The sequence below is a fragment of the Tessaracoccus yangjingae genome (genome assembly GCF_054483935.1).
Window position 1 is genome coordinate 454,822 of the sequence record NZ_CM137014.1, and the last position, 22,966, is coordinate 477,787.

Here is a 22,966-nt window from a genome sequence, read left to right on the forward strand (position 1 = left end):
ACCGTCGGCGCGGCCGGTGACGGTGCGCGCTGCGGGCCGGATCGCATTGCACTCCTTCGCTGAGCTGGTCTGTCGATTCGTCGTCGAATCATTTCGACACAAGTGAATCACGACGGCGCCTCAGGCCGCAACACCTCGGGGCGGATTGGGCGCCCGGTCTCGCGCACGCAGCGTAGATAGTGCATCATTGGGGCAACGATCACTGCGGGCACCGCCGCCACTCAAGCATCGAAAGGCTTCGACCTCATGGCTTCTGACTCGACGACCAGCAGCACCACTCCCACCCGCGCGACCCTCGAGGATCTGGTGGCCGCGACACTTGCGCGCCTCAGCGACGACGAGGCGGTCGCCCTCCTCCACCAGGTCAACCCGGCGATGCCGGATCACGGCCTGGCGGAGTTCCACACCGGCGCCGAGGCCCTGCACGGCGTCGCCTGGACCGGCACCGCCACGGTCTTCCCGCAGCCGGTGGGCATGGCGGCCACGTGGGACGCCGGGCTGCTGCGCGAGATCGGCGAGGCCACCTCCACGGAGGTGCGCGCCAAGCACGCGGCTGACCCCGTCGGGATGTCGCTCAACGTGTGGGCACCCGTGGTCAACCCGCTGCGCCACCCCTTGTGGGGGCGCAACGAGGAGGGCTACTCCGAGGACCCGCACGTCACCGCCGAGTGCGCCATCGCCTACTCCTCAGGGCTCCGCGGGGACCACGACGTGTTCTGGAAGACCGTGCCCACCCTCAAGCACCTGCTGGCCTACAACAACGAGCAGGACCGCTGCACGTCGTCGTCGAGCCTGCCGCCCCGCGTGCTGCACGAGTACGACCTCCCGCCGTTCGTCGAGCCCATCGCCGCAGGCGTGGTGGGCGGCGTGATGGCCGCCTACAACCTGGTCAACGGCCGCCCGGCGCACACCTCGCAGGAGCTGTTCGAGGCCGTGCGGGCGGCGAATCCGGACCTGATCGCGGTCTCCGACGCCTACGCGCCCACCAACCTCACCGGCGCCGAGCGGGCCTACCCCACGGAGGCCGATTCCCACGCGGCCGCGATCCTCGCAGGCCTGGACTCCTTCACCGACCACGACGCGGACTCCTCCTCCACGCTCGCGGCCATCAAGGCGGCCCTCGCACAGGGCCTGCTCACCATGGACGACGTCCGCCGCGCCGCCCGGCGCGTGCTGCTGGTGCGGGCGCTGACCGGGGAGCTCACCCCGGAGGCGGACCCGTACGCGGGCATCACCGCAGACCAACTCGACACCCCGGCCCACCGCGAGCTCGCCCGCCGGGCCTCCGCCGCGCAGGTCACCGTGCTGGCCAACGACGGCGTCCTCCCGCTCGCCGCGGGCGCGCGCGTGGCCGTCGTCGGGCCGATGGCGGAGGTGGTCAAGCACGACTGGTACTCCGGCACCCCGCCCTACATGGTCACGCTCGCCGCGGCCGCGGCCGAGACCCACGAGGTCAGCGCGCACGACGGCGCAGACCGGGTGGTGCTGCGGTCGCGGACCACCGGGCTGGCGGTGTCGCGGGCGGAAGACGGCGTGCTTGTGGCCGATCAGGGCCACGACGCCGAGGCCTCGGCGTTCGCCGTCGTCGAGTGGGGATCCGACGTGGTCACGCTCCGCCACGACCCCACCGGCCTGCTCTGGCGAGGCTCCGACGAGGGCATGGTCCGCGTCGACTCCACGCGCCCGGGCGGCTGGGTCACGCACGAGCACTTCGTGCGGCACGCGCACGAGGACGGCAGCTGGTCCCTGCAGCACCGCGGGAGCCGGCGCTGGCTGCGCGTCGAGTCCTGGGGCGGGCTCGTCAGCTCCTCGTCCGACGACCTGGCCACCGCCGAGCGGTTCGACGTCGAGGTGCTGAGCAGCGGCCCCGACGAGGTGGCCAGGGCTGCCGCGGGCGCCGACGTGGTGCTGGTGGCGGTGGGCAACGACCCGCATCTCAACGGCCGCGAGACCGTTGACCGGCCCGAGCCGAGCTGGCGGATCGTCGCGGCGCCGTCGGTCGCGGCGGGTGCGCTGCGGGGCTCCGGCTACCGGGCGCGGGCTGGGGCCGGGCGGGTGGCGTGGCCCTCCGTCGAGCCCCTGCCCGAGCGGTTGAGCGTGCGCCTGCGGGTGGCCACGGGCCTCGGCGGCGAGGTGGAGGTGCGCTGCGGCGACGGTCGAGGACCTGGTCGTAGCCGAGGCCCCGCGCGGTCTCCTGCATGTTGGCCAGCAGCGACTCGAACTCGGCGTCGTTGGCCGCGAACGACATCTTCCACGACTCCTGGACGATGATCGCCTTCACCTGGTTGCGCAGGGTCTCGATCTCCGAGCTGTCGGCGGGGGCCGTGTAGCTCGCGCCGGGGGCGACCATGATCTTGTCCTCCGCCTTCAGGTAGTCCATCGTCGTGGCCGCGCCACCCATCTGCGCGGACCAGTCCTCGATCAGCGGGTTCGACGTGGCGGCCTGGAAGGTCTCCCACATCTTGTAGCTGAACGGGGCGCCGGTGTTCTCGTCGACGTCGATGGGCAGCACGAGCGTGGTGTTGAGCCAGGACGCGCCGTCCTCGTAGGTGCCGCCGCCCCACTCGTCGGGCACGGTTGCGCCGCCGCCGACGAGGGCCTTCATGCCGAACTCGGTGAGCTCAGGCGCACCCTCGGCGTTGACGTCCCAGGTCAGGCCCTGCGGGCCGGCCGCGCCCATGGTCTGGCTGTTGTTGGAGTAGGTGCCCTCGGGGGAGTACAGCCAGTCGATGAACGCCGCGACGCGCTCCGGGTCCTCGGCCTTGGAGCCGATGGCCATGACCTGCTTGCCGCCGAACGGCTCGGCGCCGTAGGAGAACACCTGCATATCCTGCAGCGGGGCGATCATGAAGCCCTTGCCGGCGTTGACGTTGTCGGTGGTGTTGTAGGCCGACTGTCCCTGCCAGGGCCACCAGGAGAACAGGACCTGGCCGTTCTGGTACTTGGAGAACAGGGTGTCGTAGTTCTGAGTGGTGGACTCGGGGTCCATGATGCCCAGCTGGTTGGCCTCGTAGAAGAAGCGCAGGTTGCGCACGTAGGCGGAGTCGGAGTCGATGACGCTCTGGTACTCGGAGCCGTCGGCCTTGGCGTAGACGAAGCCGATCTCGTCGAAGCCGTAGAAGGTGGCGGGCTGCTTGGCGTTGTTCATCATGTTGCCGTCCCAGTCCTTGAACATGGACAGCGCGTAGGTCTTCTTGCCGTTGGGGGCGGTGGGCTCGGCGTCCTGCATCTTCTTGAGCACCGGCAGCAGGTCCTCCAGCGTGCCGATCTCCGGGTAGCCGAGCTCCGCGTACAGGTCCCAGCGGACGAACGGGCCGAAGGTGGGGTCGATGCCCTCGCTCGAGTCCGTGGGCTTCAGCTGCGAGACCTGAGTCGGGAAGGCGTACGTGCCGTCCTTGCCCTCGTTGAGGCGGGTCACGGCGGCGTCGAACACGGCGGCGTTCGACATGGCCGGGTAGTACTGGGAGGCGTCGAGGAGCAGACCGCCCTGGACCAGCTCGTCGAGCTTCTCGCCCTTGTCGGTGACGATGAGGTCACCCAGCTCGCCCGCCGCGACGCGGGTGTTGTAGAGCGTGTCACCGCCGCCCGCCACGTTGGGGGCGATGATGTTGAGCTTCATGTTGAACTTGTCCTTGACGATCTTGGCGAACCATCCGGGCTGCTCGCCCATCTGGTTGGCCAGGCCGTCGAACACGTCGATGGTGATCTCCTCGGACCACTCGGTGGGGAACGTGCCGCTGGCGGCCTGCGACGAGTCGTCGGCGGGAGCCTGCTCGGGGCTGCAGGCTGCGAGCCCGGCGAGACCCATCAATGGTGCGACCACAAGGGCCACAGCCTTCCTGTACTGCATTGGGTTTCCTTTCTGGAGGTGAGGGAGCCGGACCGTCATCCCTTGACGGCGCCGAGCATGATCCCCTTGACGAAGAACCGCTGGAAGAGTGGGTAGATGAAGATGATCGGCAGCACGACGATGACCGACACGGTGGTGCGGATCGACGTCGCCGTCTGAGAGGTGGCGGCCGAGGCGATGGAGCCCAGGTTGCCGCCCGCCTGCTGAGCCGCGGCCGCCAGGGAGGCCGCCTGGTTGATGAACATGTAGAGCAGGAACTGGAGCGTGTAGAGGCTCTGGTCCGTGATGTAGAGCAGCGTGTCCTGGAAGCTGTTCCACTGCGCGACGGCGGAGAAGATGGCCACCGTGGCGAGGATGGGGGTCATGTTGGGCAGGACGATGCGGAAGAACGTCTGGAACACGTTCGCGCCGTCGACCTCGGCCGCCTCCTGCAGCGAGTCCGGCATGGACTCGACGTAGGTCTTGACCAGGATGATGTTGAACGGCTGGACCACGAACGGCAGGACGTAGACCCAGAAGTTGTTGGTCAGCCCGAGGGTCTTCATGATGATGAACACCGGGATGAGGCCCGCGTTGAAGTACATGGTGATGACGACGAGCCGGTACCAGAGCTGCCGCTTCCACAGCCGCGGCTGGGTGAACATGAAGCCGAGGAACGCGGAGGCCAGGACCGTCGCGGCGGTGCCCAGCACCGTGCGGCCGATCGAGACGAGCGCCGCCTGCGGCAGGCCGGGCAGGCTGAACACCTGCGCGTAGTTCTGCAACTGGAGGCCGACCGGCCACCACCGCACGTCGCCCTGGGCGGCGATGTCGTTGGCGCTGATCGAGTTGATGATGAGGTAGTAGAAGGGGTAGGCGCAGATGAGCGCCAGGAGGGCGAAGATCAGGTAGTTGATCCCGTGGAAGACGAAGGATCCCTTCTCTTCGACGATGCGGGTGGGCTGGTGCGCGAGTGCGGTCATGTCTGCTGCTCCGATCAGATGAGGGACGTGCCGCGCACGCGCTTGGCGAGGGCGTTGACCGACAGGAGGAGGACCACCGAGATGATGGACTTGAGCATGCTGATCGCCGTGGCCATCGACAGGCTGTTGCCCGTGATGCCGATGTTGTAGACGTAGAGGTCCAGCACCTGGATGTAGGTCTTGTTGAAGGCGTTCTGGAACACGTAGTACTGCTCCATGCCGTTGTTGAGCAGGTTCGCGATGGACAGCAGCAGGAGAACGAAGTACGTGGGCATGAGCTGTGGGACGGTGATGTACCACATGGTCTGGAACCGGCCGGCGCCGTCGACCTTGGCCGACTCGTAGAGCGCCTGGTCGATCCCGGCGATGGCAGCGAGGTACATGATGGCGCCCCAGCCGACGGTCTTCCAGATGCCCCAGGCGGCCATGGTGAGCCAGATGTGCTGGTCCGTGTCCAGGAACTTCATCGGCACGGTGATGAGGCCGGAGTCCAGCATGAGCGAGTTGACCAGGCCGGTGGTGGAGAACATCGAGAACGCGATCATGTAGACCAGCACCCACGAGATGAAGTTGGGCAGCGTGGTCAGGGTCTGGATGGCGTTCCTGAACCACGGCGCGCGGATCTCGTTGAGGAACACGGCGAACGCGAGCGGGAGCACCGAGGACGCGATGCCGATGAAGCTCATGCCCAGCGTGTTGGCCATGACCTGGCCGATCTGGGCCAGCTGCGTGGGCGAGCCGACGAGGAGCCGGAACCACTGCAGCCCCACGAACTCGCTGCCGGAGAGGCCGAGCGCCGGACGGTAGTCGTAGAGCGAGTAGATCCACCCGTAGAGCGGGAAGTACGAGAACAGGAAGACGAGGATGAGGAAGGGCAGGATGCTGAGGAACATCGCCTTCGAGGGCTTGCGCCGCGACGAGGTGGACCCGGCGGGGGCGTCGCCTCGGCGGAGCTTCCGCTTGGCCGAGGCGACCACCTCCGGCTTCGGGGGCTGCACCGGGGCCGCGACAGTCATCGGCCCCTGCCCTCGGGCCGCGACACCGGCGCGAGCGCGTCGGTGCCTGGATGGACACCCGGCGTGGGCGCTTGTTCCTGGTTCATATTCACACTGCCTCCGTTGGCGAAGCGTTTCGACGACTCATGGTAACCCGAGAGTATCCTCAGCGCAATAGCCCTTGTAGAGCGCTCTCAATCTCTCGAATCGCAGCGACGATCCGCCGCCCACCTGAGCACGACACGCCGTCGCGCCCCCACCACCCGGCCGCCGCCCCATGAGCACGACACGCCGTCGCAACCCGCCCCCGACGCCCATAGCAACCTCGACCCCCAACTCCGACGGCGATTCGTGCCCACCCCGACCGGGCACAACCCGCACCCCGCCGCCCCCACCGTCGCGCCCCCACCACCCGGCCGCCTCCCCCTGAGCACGACACGCCGTCGCAACCCGACCCCGACGCCCCCAGCGACCTCGACCCCCAACTCCGACGGCGATTCGTGCCGACTCCCACCTAGACCTGGGCGCGCAGAAAGACCGACGGGGCCGCGCGGTCGGCGCGGCCCCGTCGGTCGGGGAGGGGGGATCCCCGCTCAGCCAGGCAGAACCTGGTAGTTGATGGTGATCACGCCGGCGGAGGTGCCGCCGAGGATGGTCATGGCCCCGCGCGAGAGGTCCATGCAGCGGCCGTCGATGAAGGGCCCGCGGTCGTTGATCCGGACCGTGACCTCCTTGCCGTTGGCCGGGTTGACCACGCGGACCATGGTGTTGAAGGGCAGCGTGCGGTGGGCGGCGGTCAAGCCGTCAGGGTTGTAGCTCTCGCCGTTGGCGGTCTTGCTGCCCTGCCAGTAGTACGAGGCCTTGCAGGTGGTGACGGGGGCCGACGAGGGGTCTGGCTCGACGGGGAAGCCCTCGATGTCCGGGGTGCGCGGCGGGATGGCGGTCACCGGGGCGGCGCCGTCGGAGGAGAAGTGCACCAGGTTGTTGAAGACCTCGGTGGCGTACTGCACGTAGCGGCCGTTCTGGTAGCTGACGACGGTGGACTCCGCGTAGGTGCGGCAGCCGTTGCCGCCGGTCACCTCGCTGTCGCAGTCGGTGCGCCAGGCGCGGCCGTCGGCGTCCGTCCAGGTGCCCTTGTTGCCCAGGGGGTTGCCCTCCCACTGCGCGCGGTCCGAGGCCAGGTACGTCAGGTTGTTGAACACCCACCCGTTGCGCTGGCGGTATGCCCCGTTCTCCTTGACCACCTTGGTGGCCCAGATCTCGGTGCGGCACCGGATGACGGTGTCCGAGTAGTTCTCGCATTCCGTGCGCCAGTAGCGGCCGTTGACGTAGTGCTGGCCCGGCTGCGTGTAGGGATCGGTGGCCGCGTGCGCGACGCCGGGTGCGACGGCGCCGAGGGACACCGCGCCCATCAGCGTGGCCATGGCCGCGAGGAGGAAGCGCTTGAACATGGTGGTGGGTCCTTTCCACGGATCCGCGAGGGCCCGACCGTAACACCCGATACCTGAGAATTCCAAGAATTTCTCAGATGTAATTCTCAGCTTGGTTCACCCCCCGCCTCTGGCCAGGGCTTTTCCTCACGCGCAACAGGGCACCAACTGAGAAGCCTCAGGCGAGGCTTGAGGTGTCGGCAGCTCGAGGCCCTGCGACCGCCCGAGTGATCCACGGCCGGACCGGCTGGCCGCTAGCCTGAAGCGTCGGCCGCAACGTCGCGGCCCGCGACCCCGCAAGGAGCGACCCATGCGCATCGGCGTGCCCCGAGAGACGAAGAACAGCGAGTTCCGGGTGGCCATCACCCCCGTCGGGGTGCACGAACTGACCGCCCGCGGACACCGCGTCCTCGTGGAGCACGACGCGGGGGTGGGCTCGTCGTTCAGCGACGACGACTACCGCGCGGTGGGCGCCGAGATCGTCAAGGACGCCGACACCGCGTGGGGCGACGCCGAGCTGGTACTGAAGGTGAAGGAACCCATCGCGGAGGAGTACCACCGGCTCCGAGAGGGCCTGGTGCTGTTCACCTACCTGCACCTCGCCGCCGACGAGCCGCTGGTGGATGCGCTGCTGGCCGCCGGAACGACGTCGATCGCCTATGAGACGGTGCAGCTGTCGTCGGGGCTGCTGCCGCTGCTCTACCCGATGAGCGAGGTGGCCGGCTGCCTCGCGCCCCAGGTGGGCGCGCACGCGCTGCTGAAGAACCAGGGCGGCCGGGGCGTGCTGCTCGGCGGGATCGGCGGGGTGGCCAACGCGAAGGTGGTGGTGCTCGGGGCGGGCGTGGCGGGCCAGAACGCCGCCAACATCGCGCTCGGCATGGGCGCCGACGTCACCCTCCTCGACACCGACCTGCAGAAGCTGCGGATGAGCTTCTGGAGGTGGGACAACCGGGTGCACCAGATCGCGTCGTCGACGCTGGCGGTGCGCGAACAGGTGCTGGGGGCGGACCTCGTCATCGGCACGGTGCTCGTGCCTGGCGCGCGGGCGCCGAAGCTGGTCACCGACGACTTGGTGGCCTCCATGAAGCCGGGATCGGTGCTGGTTGACGTGTCCATCGACCAGGGCGGCTGCTTCCAGAGCTCACGCCCCACGACGCACGAGAACCCCACGTTCCAGGTGGAGGGCTCCACGTTCTACTGCGTCTCGAACATCCCCGGGGTGGTGCCCAACACGTCGACGTGGGCGCTGACGAACGCGACCCTGGCCTACGTCGAGGCGATCGCGGACCACGGCTGGCGGGAGGCCATGCGTCGCGACGAGGCACTGGCGAGGGGGTTGTCCACGCACGGCGGGGCGCTGGTGTCGCGGCCGGTGGCGGAGGCGTTCGGACGCGAGTGCGCGAGTGTCGCGGCGGTGCTCGGCGCCGACTGAACCATCCGGCGCGCCTACACCCGCGACAGCACCTCCATCTGCTGCACCACGAGCTTGACCGCCTCTTCGGAGCGGTCCGGCGGGTACTTGTACTTGCGCAGCAGGCGCTTGATCTTGGCGCGGATGGACGCGCGCACGTCGTCGCGTACCGTCCAATCCGTCTTCGCGTCGCGCCTCAGCAGCTCGACCAGCTCGCGCGCGATCTGCCCCAGCACGGGCTGGCCCAGCACCTCCATCGCCGAGTCGTTCGCCGCGACGGCGTCGTAGACGGCCAGCTCGTCGGTGCCGAGCGGCGGGTCGAACTGCTCCCCCCGTCGAGCCTCGGACGCGATCTCCTCTGCGGTGCGCCACAGTTCAAGCAGCACCTCGGCGGAGGTCAGCTGCCCGTTGGTGTAGCGGTTGATGACGTCTGCAACCCGGTCCCCGAAGGTCTGCTGCCGCACCAGGTTGCGGCCGGACACGCGCGCCGCCTCCAGCAGCAGCGCGGCGCGCAGCGCCTCGATGGCCAGCTGCGGGTTCTGCGACGCCTGCGCCTCCTCCAGCACCGACGGTGCCAGGTGGTCGAAGTCGGGCGGGGTGATCTGCGCCATCTGGTAGATGTCGATGACGTCGCGCGAGTCGGTGGAGTCCTCGACGACGGCGAGCAGCGCCCGCGCCACCTCCTCCGGCACCGGCCGCCCGGTGGCCTCCCGCTCGGCGGCGTCCAGCTTCGCCACCCAGGCCCGGACCTCCACGTAGAACCGGACTTCGTCGGCGATGTCGGCCAGATTCTCCGCTCCCGCCGACAGCGCCCAGGCGCGGCCGAGCTGAGTGGTGAGGTGCCGGTAGCGGTCGGTGAGCGTCGCGTGCCCCTCTTCGACGCGGTTGCCCGGGTTCCGCGGGTCCCGCAGCCAGGCGGTCAACAGACGGGCGGCGTCCATCCAGCCGCGGGGCGTGCCGAGCTTGGCGCGCCAGTTCACCGGGCGGACGAGCTCGCGGAGCTGGTCCACGAGCGCCCGCGCCAGCTCGACGGCCTCGCCCACGTCGCGACCCATCGGGCGTTCGCGCTGGTCGGAGAGGGTGTACTCGGCAAGCGCGTGGGCGAGGTTGTCGGTGAGCGGCGCGTAGGCCACCAGCAGGCCGGCGGACTTGCCCCGGAACGTCCGGTTGACCCGGGCGAGGGTCTGCATGAGCAGGGCGCCCTTGAGCGGACGGTCGAGGTAGAGGGTGTGCAGCGGCGGGGAGTCGTACCCGGTCAGCATCATGTCCTTGACAATGACGAGCTCCAGCACGTCCTCCGCGGTGGCCAGCCGCTTCTTGATCACCTTGTTCTCGGACTCGCGGCGCACGTGGTCACTGATCGGCGGCTGGTCCGAGGCCGTGCCGGAGTAGACCACCTTGATGCGTCCGCCGTCGATGGCATCCGAGTGCCAGTCGGGCCGCAGCTCGACGATCTGCCGGTAGAGGTTGGCCGCGATCTCGCGCGTCGCGCACACGATCATCCCCTTGCCCGGCCCCTCGATCTCCGCGACCACCCGCGCTCGGCGCTTCTCCCAGTGCTCGACGATGTCCGCGGCCAGGGTGCGCAGCCGCTCGGGCGCGCCGTAGATGGAGTTGATGACGGCCACCGACCGCTCGACCTGTTCGCGCTCGGTCTCGTCGAGGTCGCGGGTGAGCTCGTCGGCGGCCGCGTCGAGCTGCTCCGAGGTGACGCCGTCGTCGAACCCGACGGTGACCAGCCGCGGCTCGTAGTACACCGGCACGGTGGCACCGTCCGCGACGGCGCGGGTGAGGTCGTAGATGTCGATGTAGTCGCCGAACACCTCGCGGGTATTGCGGTCGGTGAAGCTGATCGGGGTGCCGGTGAAGGCGATGAGGGTGGCATTGGGGAGGGCATCGGCGAGGTGGCGGGCGTAGCCGTCGAGGTCGTCGTAGTGGCTGCGGTGTGCCTCGTCGACGATCACCACGATGTTGCGCCGCTCCGACAGCAGCGGATGCTCGCGGCCGGCCTCGCGCTCCTGCTGCGTGCGGCCGAACTTCTGCAGCGTGGTGAACAGGATCCCGCCGGAGTTGCGCTCGGTGAGCGCCGTGCGGAGGGCCTCGCGGGTGTACACCTGCTCCGGCTTCTCGGGGAACAGCTTCGAGGCGGCGAAGCCGTCGAAGAGTTGGCCGTCGAGCTCGGTGCGGTCGGTCACCACCACGACGGTGGGGTTCCGGAGGCGGGTGGTGCGGAGGAGGAGGTTGGCGTAGAACTCCATCTCCAGCGACTTGCCGGAGCCCTGCGTGTGCCAGACGACGCCAGCCTTGCCGTCGCTCTCGACGGCCTGGACTGTACGGCCGACGGCCTTGGTGACGGCGAAGTACTGGTGCGGCTTGGCGGTGCGCTTGAGGATGCCGCCCTCCCCCTCGGCGAAGGCGGTGAAGTTCCGCATGAGCTGGCCGAAGCGCTCTAGGTTGGCCACGCCGTCGAGCAGCGATTCGAGCGCGGGCGCCTGGTCGGCGAGCGGGAGGCCGTCGTCGTCGACGTTCCATTCGGCGTAGTGGTTGAGCGGAGCGAACGGGTTGCCGTACTTCGCCACCACCCCGTCGCTGATGAGCGTGACCACGCAGGCGCGGAAGGCCATCGGGAACTCGCGCAGGTAGGTGGCGAGCTGGGCGTGGGCGGTGGCGACCGTGGCGGACTGGTCGCCGGAGTTCTTGAGCTCCACGATGCCGACGGGCAGGCCGTTGCAGTAGAGGACGAGGTCGAAGCGACGGTGGGCGTCGCGGTCGCGGACGATCACCTGGCGGGCGGCCAGCCAGTCGTTGGCCGACGGGTCCGGGTCGATCAGCCGCAGCGTGGGGGTGCGCTCGGTGCCGTCGGGCTCCAGCCAGCTGACCCCGCGGTAGCCGTGCACCATGAGTTCGTGGAGGCGCAGGTTCTCCGAGGCGGCGTCCTGCGACGCGGGTGCCAGGATCTCTGTGACGGCCTGGTCCAGGAGTGTCGCGGGCACGGCCGGATTGAGGCGCGCCAGCGCCGCGCGGAAGTCGACGACGAGCACCGGGTCCGCCGCCGACGCGCGGCGGGCGTTGAGCTCAGAGCCGTGGACCGGACGCCACCCGAGTTCGCCCAGGTAGTCGTGGGCGAGAAGTTCGAGGTCGTCTTCGAGCATGAGCCCTAGTCTGCCCGCATGTCCGTCCGCATCCGGCGCGGCGTGCGAGAAGGCCCGTTATCGGCGGCCGCGGGCGCCACTATCGCGCTGCGGCAGGAGACAAGAAAACCCGCCTCTACTGCGTGCTACCGCACAAGCCGAGCAGCTCCTGGTAAGCCTTGAAGAACGCGTCGTTTGCCTGGGCAAAATCCCCCATTGCGTCCATGTTCTTCTCGACGTACACCTTCTCCAGAACGTCTGTCAGAGCGTGACCGGTATCTCCGACAGAGGCGGACAACGCGGCGACCTCGGGGTTGGCGGCAGTCGCGCCGAAATCCTCGAATGCCGCAGAGAGCGCTCGCCACGAGTCCACAGCCGACTGCGCGTCGTTGGTGGCTGACTCCGTGATCTCAAGCATCGCCGAATTGGCCTTCTGGAGCGGCTCTGCCAAACTCAGGCAGGCGCTCGCGAGCGACAGATCGGGGGCATCGGCTTCCTTCTCCACGTCCGCCTCTTCCGTGGCTGCGGCCTCGGTGGGCTCCGAGGTGGTCGTCGTCGCCACGGTAGTGGGTTCGACGGTTGGGTCTGCCGAACCAGAGCATCCAGCAAGGACCAGGGCTGCGGTACCGACCAGAATGAGCGTGAACGTGGTTGCTGCGCGTCGCATAAAAGATTCCCCCAAATCTGCCGAGGGCATCATTGCCTCCCGAATGAAGGGAGGTTAGCATACGGCTCCCAGGGATCGGGCCGGGACATCATTGCCCTCAACGATGACACCGACCTCGCTTTCCCAGGCGAACCTGCCCCACGATGCATTCCGTGGCGTCCAGATCGATCATGTGGCCAATGAGGACCTCCTACCGCTCGCGTGCCGACCTGAGTGCCTACTTCTGACGCCGACGCAAGGGCGCAGGTACGACAGTTCCGCCCCGGTAAACTACGTCCAGGACGGGACCTCCCTCACGCACGGCCACACGGCGGAAGGCGGCTTGTGAGCACCACCAACAGAAGCAGGGACGGCAGCGTCCACGTGACCGACGAGCGGTTCAACACCCTCTCGCACCTGGCGGCCTTCTGTTTCTCGGTCTTGGGGACGGTCCTGCTCGTCTCCCAGGCCGTCGCTCTAGGAGACCCCTGGAAGGTCGTCGGCTTCAGCATCTACGGCCTGTCGCTCATGACGCTGTTCGCGGCGAGCACGCTCCACCATGGGCTCGATCGTGGGCCCCGGCTGAATGAAGCTCTGCGGACGGTCGACTACGCGTCGGTCTTCTTCCTCATCGCCGGCACGGTCACGCCCCTGGTGCTGGTGCTCTTCCGCACCGTGTACGGATGGGCGGTGTTCGGCGCGGTGTGGGTGGTCGCGATCCTTGGGATCGTGCTGCGCTCCGTGTGGCGACGGGTCCCGAAGTACGTCACCAACACCCTCTACATCACGCTGGGCTGGATGGGCGTCGTGCTGATGGGTGCGGACGTCTCACTGCCGCCCATGGCGCTCGTCCTGCTGGCGGCGGGCGGCCTGGTGTACAGCGCGGGCTTCGTGATCTACGTGATCGAGCGCCCGAACCCCTGGCCCGGGACATTCGGCTTTCACGAGATCTGGCATGTGCTCGTGGCCGTGGCGGCGTTCCTGCACTACCTCTTGATGTACTTCTACGTGTTGCCCGCGTGACCTGGCTCACTGCAGCTCGCTGAGGTCCAGTGTGAACAGTGACGGCTGGTCACCTAAGCGGTAGGCGCGCAACCGGCTACTCGGAGGGGCGGTCGGAAGCACGGCCTTGGCCTCCACGAGGCCACGGAGCGCCGTGCGAAGTGTCCCGACTGGCCGGCCTGTCTTCTCATTGAGGTCCTGCACAGTAATAGGACCATCTGATGCGCTCATCGCCGCCAGGATGTCCAGCTGTGTCGGAGACCAGGGACGGGGCGCCAGAACTGGCGTCGGACGCGCGTACCTGTCAGTTCCCAGTTCGACGAGGAGCCCGAGAGCCGCCAGCTGTTGAAGGTCCGCTCGAGCGTCATCACTGTCGATGCCCACCTGACGCCTGAGCTCCCCCACCGTCACCACTGAAGACTGCTCAGCGAGCACCAGCGCCATCTGCTGATGCGGGGGAAGCCCGGAAGCCCCCTGGACCTTGAGCCACTGCGCTGTGTCCTCGTCCAGTAGTCCGTGCCGGAACAGCGTCACGGTCACGCGGTCGACTGCTGCGGTGAACTCCGGCCTGGGCAATCCTGCAGTCTGCATGGCGTTGAGCATCAAGGGAACACCAGAGCCCTGGTTCTCGACCACCACCCCACCACCAGGCAACGGCACCCACGTCAGAAGCTTGGCAAGTGCGTCGTTACGTGAGCGCGACTGGCCGCTGTCGATGTTCTCGGTGGTCACGCCTCCCCAGAGCCCCCCTGGGCTGCTGATCTCAACGCGATTGGGATACACATCGACTGCAACCTGCTGCCCGACCGCTTGAGGGCTGTAGTCGCGGTGAACGAGGGCGTTGGCGATCGCCTCACGGAGCACCTCGGGGGGAATCTCGGGCACGTCCTGGCCGACGGCCCCTTTCACCACCCGTCGGGTCTTGAGGTTGGCGAGGGTCGCGGACACCGCCTCCGCAACCATGTTCGGAATGGCCCCGTCCGCCTCGCGTCTATCCACGAAACGGACTCCGTCACTCAGGGCAGACTTTGCATTTCCAGGGTGCACAGTGATGTCAACGAAGAGCTGTGGAAAGAACTGCTGAGGATAGGTACCGACCGCCACCAGACCGGCCAGCGTGGGGATGCCGTCGGGATCGAGGATGTTCAGCCGCCGCAGTGCCTCGATGGTTGACCTCGTCCCGTCCACTGCCCGCGACTTGGCGCGGCTGATATTGCTGAGCAGCCGCTCTACCGTCTGGGAGTCGAGGTCCTCCACGCGAGCCTGGGGAACGGGTTGGCGGTCAGTTCGCACGTACTGATTGCGGTGCCGCAGCAGGTAGATCGCGTACGTGGACAGGTGCTCGTTCTGGTCATCCCGCCGCCTGAATGATCCGTTCTCCAGGCCTTTGTCGACGACGAAGCACGGGGCCTGCTGATCGCTGCGCAGGGGCTCGATCCGGAGAGCAACAACCTGCCGCCCAGCAACCTCGACCCTCTCGATCTCATGGTCGGGAACCGGTTCGACTCGAGGAGAGGCGGTGTTGGGCGAGACGGGCATCCCCGCGGTCAGCGCGTCGATGATCGGTTGCGCTTTGAAACCTGCGGCCGGGGCGAAGCCCTCCGCCTCATTCAGGCCCAGAAGGATCAGACCACCATCGGTGTTGGCGAAGGCGCTGACGGTGTTCCAGACATCCTTGGCCAGTTTTCCGACGGAGCTCTTCGCCTCCGCGGCAGCGTCGTCGCTCCCTTGGCGGCGTAGCCGCGCGACGGTCGCTTCGACATCCATGGGCTCCCCCTCACTGCATAATCACTGTACATCAGTCGGTCCTCACTGTATACAGTGAGGAAGTGTGGGAACAGTGAGGGAGAGCGGGGAGGAGGCTCTTTCAGTGTCTCTCAGTCTCTTTCACTCTTGATCAGCAGACTGTCGAACTGACGCTGCACGCCGCCAACGAGACCTTCACCGGTGGAGGGTCGCACGTGCACCACGCCTGCCTCTCACCCCGGCGACGGACATGGCCATCTCCCTGCGGCGTCGCCGCCACCTTGTACGACACAAGGCCCCCCGACTTTGCGACCCCATCGGCAGGCGTCGGTCGTCAACGTTGTGCTCACTGCACATCTCTGTTGTTGAGTGAACACTCAGTGACGTGCAGTGAAGGACTCAACGCTCGAGACACGAGCGCGCCATCCTGTCAGCTTTCGTTTTGTTCGTTTCGCGGTATCCTTGGTGCATGTCAACTCTCACCCCGACGGACTTCGTGTTCCTCGATGAAGCAAGCGCTGACGCGTCGGCGGAGCTGTTGCTCGAGGGCCGCAGCTACCGTCTGTCACCCCGTGCGCTCCAGGTGGTCGTGGAAATCGTCGACGGCTTGGAGGCAGGTGACGACGTCGTCGTGACGAGGGCAAAGCCCCTCCTCTCGACCCAGGAAGCCGCCAACTTGCTCGGGATCAGTCGTCCAAGCCTTGTACGCCTCCTTGACGAGGGCCTGATCCCGTTTGAGAGGCCGGCAGGCGTCCACCGCCGTGTCACCAGGGCCGCCATCGAGGCCTACCTCAAGGAGGCTCCCGCGAGGCGGGCGGCGGCGCTCACGGAGCTGGCTAAGACCTACGCGCCTGAGCTTGAGTCCGATGGGTTCATCGAGATCCGGTGAGACCCGTCGTCAACGGCTGCCCCGTGGTGTGCTCCACGTTGCGGGGCTGATTCAGCCATCCCAGGTCCCTCAGTGCGGTCCACGCCGTCTCGATGTGGTGGGCGGTGAACAGGTCACGCTTCCGCGGGTTCCAGCGCCACACTGCAGCTGTGCAGTCCTCAAGGCTCCGAGCCCCATCGTGAGTGGCAACCCAGTGGGTGCTCGCGAGCAGCTCCATGCCGAAGGGCGTCGCGAACCCGGAGCAGAGCTCCATAGTGCGGTCTAGACGCTCCGCGGACTCCGGCGTGGGCTCCGGGGCAACGGCATCGGGACGGAGCCTGATCGGTCGGAATTCGGTGACGGCGTCTGTGCCGTCTCCATAGCCGTCGACGTAGTGCCCCTCAAGCTCGACGAGCACGTGGCGCAGGTTGTCGGCGTGGGGACCGTAGTGCACCTTCGCGAACCGCAGGTTCAGCGGCTCGCCCGCCGCCTGGAGGAAGTACAGGAGGTGCCCCAGCTCAAGTTGAGAAGCGTCCTCTAGCGTGACGTCCCGGTAGCGGGTCAGGCAGTTGAAGGTCAGAGCCTCTGGCGCAGTCATAATCCGCCCCACTCAGCGACCCGTTCGGTAACGGCAGTAGTCCCGCGCTGGATGATGGTCGCAGGTCCTATCGCCCACCTCTGGCGTGTTGTGTTCATCGCACCGAATCCTCCAAGGTTCTGATCGGGAGCCGCCCGGACATGAGCTCGGGGAGGAGTGCGTCGCGGGTCGCGGCGAGGCGGCGTGACTCCTCCGCCGCCACCGCTGCCCGCCTCCAAGCCGGGCTCATCTGAGCCTCGAACTCGCCCAGCACTCTCGCTTCAGGCAGGGGAATGGGCGCCCCTAGGAAGACGGCCGCGTTCGTTGCGGGGTACGCGGAGCCCGTAGAACCAGCGACCAGGAAGTCCACGAACTCCTGGGTGCGCGTCGCCTCGTAGAGGAAGGCTGACCCAACCTTGGTCGGCGTGATCGTGATCAGACCAGTGGAGCAGACCAGATCACTAGGGGGATCGAGAATCAACGCATGGGACCTGCGCTCGGGGCGAACAGTCGACCAGATGATGTCGCCGTCCTGAACGCCGCGCCGGGCACGACTGGGCGCCTCCGACCATGCAATCTCGATGGGTTCAGCAAACTCGCCTACGCCGACAGACGAAATGTCGAGGTACCGGATGGAGCCTGAGCCAGGCTTGAGCGGTCGTTCATTGAGCTTCGCGCAGTCTCCGAGTCGAGTCGTTCGGGAGTCGCGGGTAGCGGAGGCAAACAGCACGGACGACAGCGCCCCAACAGCCCGCCTAACCCGCTCGTTGGCGGCGATCTTGTCGTCCAGCGCTCCCAGGACGTCGGCGATGGCGGTTTGGGTGGCGAGGTCAGGGAGATCTACATCTAGATTCCCGATGTCTTTGAGGCTCAGATAGGGAGCCATGTCAGTGGCCGACATCAGGTAAGAGGCTTGGGCCCAGAACTCCTGGCTCCTGAACCAGGAGAGCAGGAACTGGGCGTTCAACACACACGCGTCCAGCACCCTGAAGTAGCAGATCTGTGGGCTGTAGACAGCGGGTTCAGGCACATCACCGACCAGCGCAGCGCGCCCGACCGTCCCCTTGGTGGTGAGGGCAACGTCACCCGGCTGGACGACCTTCCGCCCGATTCCCTTGACCATGCTGGGGTTGATGAAATCTGGCCCGTCAAAGTGCACACGTCCCGAGTGAAGATCCCCGGCTCGAACAATACGGAAGCCGCTCCGGCCAAGCTCATCCTTGCGAGTGCGATACCCATCGCTGAACTCGAGAACGCCTCTGGCGGCCAGCTTTGTAAGCGTGGTTCTCACGACAGCCGTCCAAGCTGCTCGCGGACGACGGCGTCGAGGCGGGCAGACTCGTCCATCGCCTCGAACAGCTCCTTGGTCAGCCGCTCGATCTTCTCGTCGAGGGGTTCGCCGTCGTCCTCGACCGCCGCGGTGCCGACGTAGCGACCCGGGGTCAGGGCGTAGCCGGCGGCCTTGATCTCCGCCGTCGGGACGGACCGGCAGAACCCGGGGACGTCGTCGTACTCGCCCTCGATGCCGCGCCAGGCGGCGAAGGTGCCCGCGATCCTGGCGATGTCGTCGTCGCTCAGGGCGCGCTCCGCACGGTCGACCATGTGGCCGAGGTTGCGGGCGTCGATGAACAGCGTCTGGCCGCGGCGGTCGGTCGTCGCCTCGCCGGAGGCGCCCTTGTTCTTGGCCAGGAACCACACGCACACGGGGATGCCGGTGGAGCGGAACAGCTGGGTGGGCAGCGCCACCATGCAGCTCACCACATCGGCCTCCACCATCTCGGCGCGGATCTGGCCCTCGCCGCCGCTGTTGGACGACATCGAGCCGTTGGCCATCACCACGCCCGCCTGGCCGTCGGGGGCGAGCTTGCTCAGGATGTGCTGCAGCCAGGCGTAGTTGGCGTTCCCGGCGGGCGGCACGCCGTAGGCCCAGCGGGCGTCGTCCTCGCGGCGGGCCCAGTCCTTGATGTTGAACGGCGGGTTGGCCATGACCGCGTCGGCCTTGAGGTCCGGGTGGAGGTCGCGGGCGAAGGTGTCGCCCCAGGTGGGGCCGAGGTTGCCGAGGATGCCGTGGATGGCGAGGTTCATCTTCGCCATCCGCCAGGTGCGCTCGTTGAGCTCCTGCCCGTAGACCGAGATGCTGCCGGGCGAGCGGTGGTGCGACTCGAGGAACTTCTCCGCCTGGACGAACATGCCCCCCGACCCGCAGCAGGGGTCGTAGACGCGGCCCGACGTTGGGCGCAGCACCTCGACGAGCACGCGCACCACGCCGGCGGGGGTGTAGAACTCGCCGCCGCGCTTGCCCTCGGCGCGGGCGAACTTCTCCAGGAAGTACTCGTAGACCTCGCCCAGGAGGTCGCGGGCCTTGGTGGCGCCGGCACCGGTGAAGCGGGCGCCGTTGAGCAGGTCGATCAGCTCGGAGAGGCGCCGCATGTCGACGCTGGACCGGTTGAACACCATGGGGAGCGTCCCGGCCAGCGACTTGTTCTCCTCCATCAGCCGGCGCATGGCGTCGTCGACGAGTTCGCCGGTGGACTTCTCCGGCGTGCCCTTGGCGTGCGCCGCGAGGTAGAACCACCGGGCCTCCTGCGGCACCCAGAACACCTGGGAGCCGGTGTACTCGTCGCGATCTTCCAGCGTCTCGGCGACGGTGGCCTCGTCGTAGCCCTCGATGATGAGTTCCTCGCGGATCTGCTCGCGGCGCTCCTCGAACGCATCCGCGACGTACTTGAGGAACACCAGCCCCAGCACGATGTCCTTGTACTGGCTGGCATCCAGCGAGCCGCGCAACTTGTCAGCCGACTTCCACAGCAGGTCTTTGAGCTCCTTGGCGGTGCTGGGCGCGGCGGGGGCGGCGGGTGTTCTGGCCATGGTCAGCGGGTCTCCAGGGTGAGGGTGGTGGTCTCGCACGCTTCGAGGAGGGCGTCCTCGAACGAGTTCAGGGCGTCGAGCTGGGCCGTGAGCTCGGCCCGACGCTGCCCAATCCTGTCAGCCGCCGCCGACAATGCGGCGCGCTGCTCGGGATCGAGCGGGGTGAGCCGCCACTGGGGCGGCTTGGTGCCGCGCGGCGCGGAGGCGACGGCGCGGGCAAGCTGCTGCGCGGTGACGGGCGCGTCGGCGGTGAGGCGCAGGGCCCGGGCAGGGGTGGCGACGAGGGAGCCGCCGTGGGTGTCGACGACGGCGCTGGGTCCCGGGCCGAGGATCACGTCGCCCGGCTGGGTGAGCCAGGTGCGGGGACGGGCGAGGGCGGTCAGCCGGTCCACCGTCGCGGTCCGGGAGAGGCGTCCGGCGTCGACGGTCCAGACGGTGAGGTCGCCGTCGCCGAGCTGATCGGGGCCGAGCCTGGAGCCGGGGAGGAGCTTGAGCCAACCGTCGGCGAGGCCAACCTGCGCCGTGGTCCCGGACGCGGCCCGTCCAGGGCCGGGCGTGAGCCACAGCGGGCCGAGACCCACCGCCGCGGCGCGGGCCTGCAGCTCCTCGGGCGTCAGTGTCATCGTGGGCCGTCCGAGCGGCGCCTGGGACGTGGCGACGAGCGAGCCGCCGCGGGCGAGGAGATGCCGGGTGAGGGCTGGGCGCAGGACCCGCCACGCGCGATGCTGCTGGGCGGGGAGGTCCTGCGCGGCCACCGTGAGGTCGACGACGAGGTCCGCGACCACCTGCGGGGTCAGGTCCACGCCTGTGAGGTCGGCGACGAAGGTGCGGTGCTGCTCGAAGGGCAGCTCGTCGCGCTCCGCCACCAGCCACAGGGCCAGCGCCTCGCGCGGGTGGACGGGGCGGCATCCCGCCGGCAGCTTGACGACGGCGCGCACCACGCCATCGCGGAGGAGTTCGTCGCGGGCGGCCGCGTCTCCGGCCGGATCGGTGAGGAGCCTGGCGGGGCCGAGCACCAGGCGGACCTGGCCGTCGTCGCCCAGCGCGGCCCGGCCGAACAGCTCTGCGGGCTCGGCGTCGATCGCGGCGTCGACGGCGAGGGCCCATCCCCGCTCGTCGGACACCGCTTGGGCATCCCACTCCCCCACCTGCAGGACGCGGCGGGAGTGGCGCCCGACCGCCGAGTCGTCGACCGCGATCCCCACCGGGGCGGGCCACTCCGGGGGGAGCTGCTGCAGCCAGGAGAAGCCGGTACCGGCGGCATCGAGGAGGTCGGGGCGCGGGGAGAGCTCCGCCAGGGCGACGGCGGCCCTGGCCACGAGGCCGGCGGCCAGCCGCGAGAGCGACAGAGAGGCGACGGCCGGGAGGTGCCGCACGAGGCAGTCGTCGGTCAGCCAGGCCATGGCGTCGGCCGCGCCGAAGCGCTCGTCCAGGAAGGCGTCGACGGCCGCTGCGGTCTCCGTGAGGCGGCCACCCAGATCCCGGACCTCGCGACCGAAGCAACGCAGGCTGTCCAGCTCCTCCAGGACTCCCCGGTCTGGTGCTCCTGCCCTGGTGAGGTCCTCGACGAGGGCCTCGCCGTAGGCGGCGCGGAAGGCGAGCACGGCGGACAGCTCCATGGCCCGCGCCACATCCGTGCGCGCCTCGAGCAGCATTCCGAGCAGCGGAAGCGCGCGTTCGGGCTGGGGGTTGTTGCCTCGCCCGTGCTCGGCGAGCCAACTCACGACGAGATCGGCGTCGAAGCGCCCGCCCTGGGCCGGCGGGAACGCGTCGGGGCCGGTGTAGCGCTTGCGCCACATGGTGACGACGGGGCGGCGGACGCGGGCGATCATCGCCACGTCGGCAGCCGTGATGAGCATTGCGCCCTCCCCTCGTCGCCCACCCTAGCGGGATCGGCCGATCTTGAGCGCCTCTTCCTGATAACCCTCCTTATCGGCTCATCGCATGACTAGAACGTCTAGCCCTGGGACCGTGGAACCATCGTCGACCCGAAGGAGAAACCATGACCACCACCCCCCAGTGGCAGCCACCCACCGGCCCCGCCCCGGCGCCCGTCCGGCCGTGGTACCGCAAGAAGCGCGTGCTCATCCCCGCGGGCCTCGTCCTGCTCGCCGGCATCGGCGGCGCCCTGTCGGAACCGGCCGACACGGCGGCCCCGGCGGCCGCCCCCGCCTCCACCTCCGCGTCCGCCGCGACGACTGAGCGGGCCGCTTCGGCCTCAGCCCCTCCGAGCGCCTCCAGCGCTCCGGCGAGCACTGCCGCGGCCACGCCGACGGAGGAGATCACCGAGCCCGTCGTCGACCCGTACACCGAACGCTTCGGCACCTTCGCCACCATCTCCGAGAGCGGCACCGGAGACTCCGTCATCCAGCTCCCGGCGGAGGCCGAGGCCGCGCTCGTCACGGCCACGCACCAGGGCAGCGCCAACTTCGTGCTCCAGACCCTGGACGCCTCCAACCAGATGAGCGACCTGCTCGTCAACGAGATCGGCAGCTACTCGGGCGTCGTCTCCTACGGCCTCATGGGCGCCGAGAGCGCGATGCTGCAGATCACCGCCGACGGCGCCTGGACGGTCCAGATCGATCCCATCACCAATGCCCCCGTCGCGACCGCTCAGCTCAGCGGCACCGGCGACGCCGTGTTCAAGTACGAGGGGGCTGCCGCGGTCGCGGCCGTCACCCACGACGGCAGCTCGAACTTCGCCGTCCACCAGACCGACGGGACCTGGCCCAGCCTGCTCATCAACGAGATCGGCACCTACCAGGGCAGCGTGCCCGTGATGGCCGGACCGTCGCTGCTGTTGATCAAGGCCGACGGCGCCTGGACCGTCGGCACCTCATGACCGAAGGACTCCACATGCCAGATACTCACTCGGCACCGACGGTGGCCCCACGCCCTGAACCGGCCGCTCTGCATGCCTACCGGGCCATCGTCTGGGCCGCTGTGCTCGTCGCGCTGATCGTGCTGGTCAGGCAGCCGTTCCCGGCCCTTCCGGAGGCGCCCGATCAGACCCGGACAGCCGCCCTGCCCGACTTCGTCGGCGACTTCAACGGCGCGGCCTCCCTGAAGCAACTGCGCGAGTACACAGCCGACAGCGCCCCGAAGCAGCAGGTGGTCAACGGTTGGTACACCAACGACATGCTCGAGATCATCGGCCGGCAGAACGACTCGCTACTGCTCGGCCAGGCTCAGCTGCTCGAGTCTCAGGCGGCGGCCACTGCGAGCGCCTACGAACTCGGCCGCTGGCAGATCACGGACCGGCGGGTGGAGTCGCTGCTCGTCATCCTGGGCTTCGGGGTCGCGGCACACGTAGCGGGGTCGTCGCTCATCCTGCTCCTCGCGCGGCGGACCCGCCGCACCCCCGGCGGCGAACCGGACGACGGCGCAGGTCCCGCTGAGCCCGAGCTGGCGGCCGCGGCGACCGACCAACCCTTCGACCCGCGCCCGCACGGGTGACGTACCCCTGAGCCGCCGTCGGCG

16 protein-coding genes are annotated in these 22,966 nt (G+C 68.5%); 6 read left to right on the forward strand and 10 right to left on the reverse strand.

Annotated features, from left to right (window positions below):
• Positions 1 to 246: 246 nt before the first annotated feature.
• Positions 247 to 2,271, forward strand: coding sequence for a glycoside hydrolase family 3 protein (locus tag ACX1D3_RS01965; RefSeq protein WP_458995302.1), 2,025 nt, complete (start codon positions 247 to 249; stop codon positions 2,269 to 2,271).
• A 1,614-nt stretch (positions 2,272 to 3,885) separates the two neighbouring features.
• Here the strand turns inward: ACX1D3_RS01965 and ACX1D3_RS01970 are convergent.
• The 3 genes from ACX1D3_RS01970 to ACX1D3_RS01980 form a co-directional block, all read right to left on the reverse strand.
• The gene (locus ACX1D3_RS01970) at positions 3,886 to 4,812 is read right to left on the reverse strand and encodes a carbohydrate ABC transporter permease (RefSeq protein ID WP_458995303.1); all 927 of its coding nucleotides are present in this window, start codon (positions 4,810 to 4,812) and stop codon (positions 3,886 to 3,888) included.
• A gap of 14 nt (positions 4,813 to 4,826) precedes the next feature.
• Positions 4,827 to 5,828, reverse strand: a complete 1,002-nt coding sequence (locus tag ACX1D3_RS01975) for an ABC transporter permease subunit (protein WP_458995304.1) — start codon at positions 5,826 to 5,828, stop codon at positions 4,827 to 4,829.
• A gap of 572 nt (positions 5,829 to 6,400) precedes the next feature.
• A complete protein-coding gene (locus tag ACX1D3_RS01980) occupies positions 6,401 to 7,258 on the reverse strand; it encodes a septal ring lytic transglycosylase RlpA family protein (RefSeq protein WP_458995305.1) in 858 nt (285 codons plus the stop codon).
• Between the two features lie 289 nt (positions 7,259 to 7,547).
• Here ACX1D3_RS01980 and ald point away from each other — a divergent pair, with 289 nt between their 5' ends.
• Positions 7,548 to 8,669 carry an alanine dehydrogenase gene (gene ald / locus ACX1D3_RS01985; RefSeq protein WP_458995306.1) on the forward strand — a complete coding sequence of 374 codons (1,122 nt, stop codon included), beginning with the start codon at positions 7,548 to 7,550 and terminating at the stop codon, positions 8,667 to 8,669.
• Positions 8,670 to 8,683: 14 nt separating this feature from the next.
• Here ald and ACX1D3_RS01990 read toward each other — a convergent pair whose 3' ends face one another.
• Together ACX1D3_RS01990 and ACX1D3_RS01995 are read right to left on the reverse strand one after the other, a co-directional pair.
• On the reverse strand, positions 8,684 to 11,800 hold the full coding sequence (locus tag ACX1D3_RS01990) for a type I restriction endonuclease subunit R (RefSeq protein ID WP_458995307.1): 3,117 nt from the start codon (positions 11,798 to 11,800) through the stop codon (positions 8,684 to 8,686).
• A gap of 115 nt (positions 11,801 to 11,915) precedes the next feature.
• The gene (locus ACX1D3_RS01995; protein WP_458995308.1) at positions 11,916 to 12,446 is read right to left on the reverse strand and encodes a hypothetical protein; all 531 of its coding nucleotides are present in this window, start codon (positions 12,444 to 12,446) and stop codon (positions 11,916 to 11,918) included.
• Positions 12,447 to 12,770: 324 nt separating this feature from the next.
• Here ACX1D3_RS01995 and trhA point away from each other — a divergent pair, with 324 nt between their 5' ends.
• Positions 12,771 to 13,448 (forward strand): PAQR family membrane homeostasis protein TrhA, encoded by a 678-nt coding sequence (gene trhA, locus ACX1D3_RS02000; protein ID WP_458995309.1) that lies wholly within the window; start codon positions 12,771 to 12,773, stop codon positions 13,446 to 13,448.
• Positions 13,449 to 13,454: 6 nt separating this feature from the next.
• Here the strand turns inward: trhA and ACX1D3_RS02005 are convergent, their stop codons facing one another.
• Positions 13,455 to 15,194 carry an ATP-binding protein gene (locus ACX1D3_RS02005; protein ID WP_458995310.1) on the reverse strand — a complete coding sequence of 580 codons (1,740 nt, stop codon included), beginning with the start codon at positions 15,192 to 15,194 and terminating at the stop codon, positions 13,455 to 13,457.
• Between the two features lie 448 nt (positions 15,195 to 15,642).
• Between ACX1D3_RS02005 and ACX1D3_RS02010 the strand changes: the two genes are divergently transcribed.
• Complete coding sequence (locus tag ACX1D3_RS02010; RefSeq protein ID WP_458995311.1) at positions 15,643 to 16,062, forward strand: excisionase family DNA-binding protein; 420 nt, start codon at positions 15,643 to 15,645, stop codon at positions 16,060 to 16,062.
• On the opposite strand, the gene ACX1D3_RS02015 is transcribed toward ACX1D3_RS02010, so the two are convergent.
• The 4 genes from ACX1D3_RS02015 to ACX1D3_RS02030 form a co-directional block, all read right to left on the reverse strand.
• A complete protein-coding gene (locus ACX1D3_RS02015) occupies positions 16,046 to 16,639 on the reverse strand; it encodes a hypothetical protein (RefSeq protein ID WP_458995312.1) in 594 nt (197 codons plus the stop codon). The genes ACX1D3_RS02010 and ACX1D3_RS02015 overlap by 17 nt on opposite strands.
• Positions 16,640 to 16,733: 94 nt before the next feature.
• Entirely contained in the window at positions 16,734 to 17,909 is a 1,176-nt protein-coding gene (locus ACX1D3_RS02020; RefSeq protein ID WP_458995313.1) for a restriction endonuclease subunit S, read from the reverse strand.
• A complete protein-coding gene (locus tag ACX1D3_RS02025) occupies positions 17,906 to 19,486 on the reverse strand; it encodes a class I SAM-dependent DNA methyltransferase (RefSeq protein ID WP_458995314.1) in 1,581 nt (526 codons plus the stop codon). Before ACX1D3_RS02025 ends, ACX1D3_RS02020 begins: the two co-directional genes overlap by 4 nt.
• A 2-nt stretch (positions 19,487 to 19,488) precedes the next feature.
• On the reverse strand, positions 19,489 to 21,345 hold the full coding sequence (locus tag ACX1D3_RS02030; RefSeq protein WP_458995315.1) for a hypothetical protein: 1,857 nt from the start codon (positions 21,343 to 21,345) through the stop codon (positions 19,489 to 19,491).
• 143 nt (positions 21,346 to 21,488) lie between these two features.
• Here ACX1D3_RS02030 and ACX1D3_RS02035 point away from each other — a divergent pair, with 143 nt between their 5' ends.
• Both ACX1D3_RS02035 and ACX1D3_RS02040 read left to right on the forward strand, forming a co-directional pair.
• Positions 21,489 to 22,328, forward strand: coding sequence for a hypothetical protein (locus ACX1D3_RS02035; RefSeq protein ID WP_458995316.1), 840 nt, complete (start codon positions 21,489 to 21,491; stop codon positions 22,326 to 22,328).
• A gap of 14 nt (positions 22,329 to 22,342) precedes the next feature.
• Entirely contained in the window at positions 22,343 to 22,942 is a 600-nt protein-coding gene (locus ACX1D3_RS02040; RefSeq protein WP_458995317.1) for a hypothetical protein, read from the forward strand.
• Positions 22,943 to 22,966: the final 24 nt, after the last annotated feature.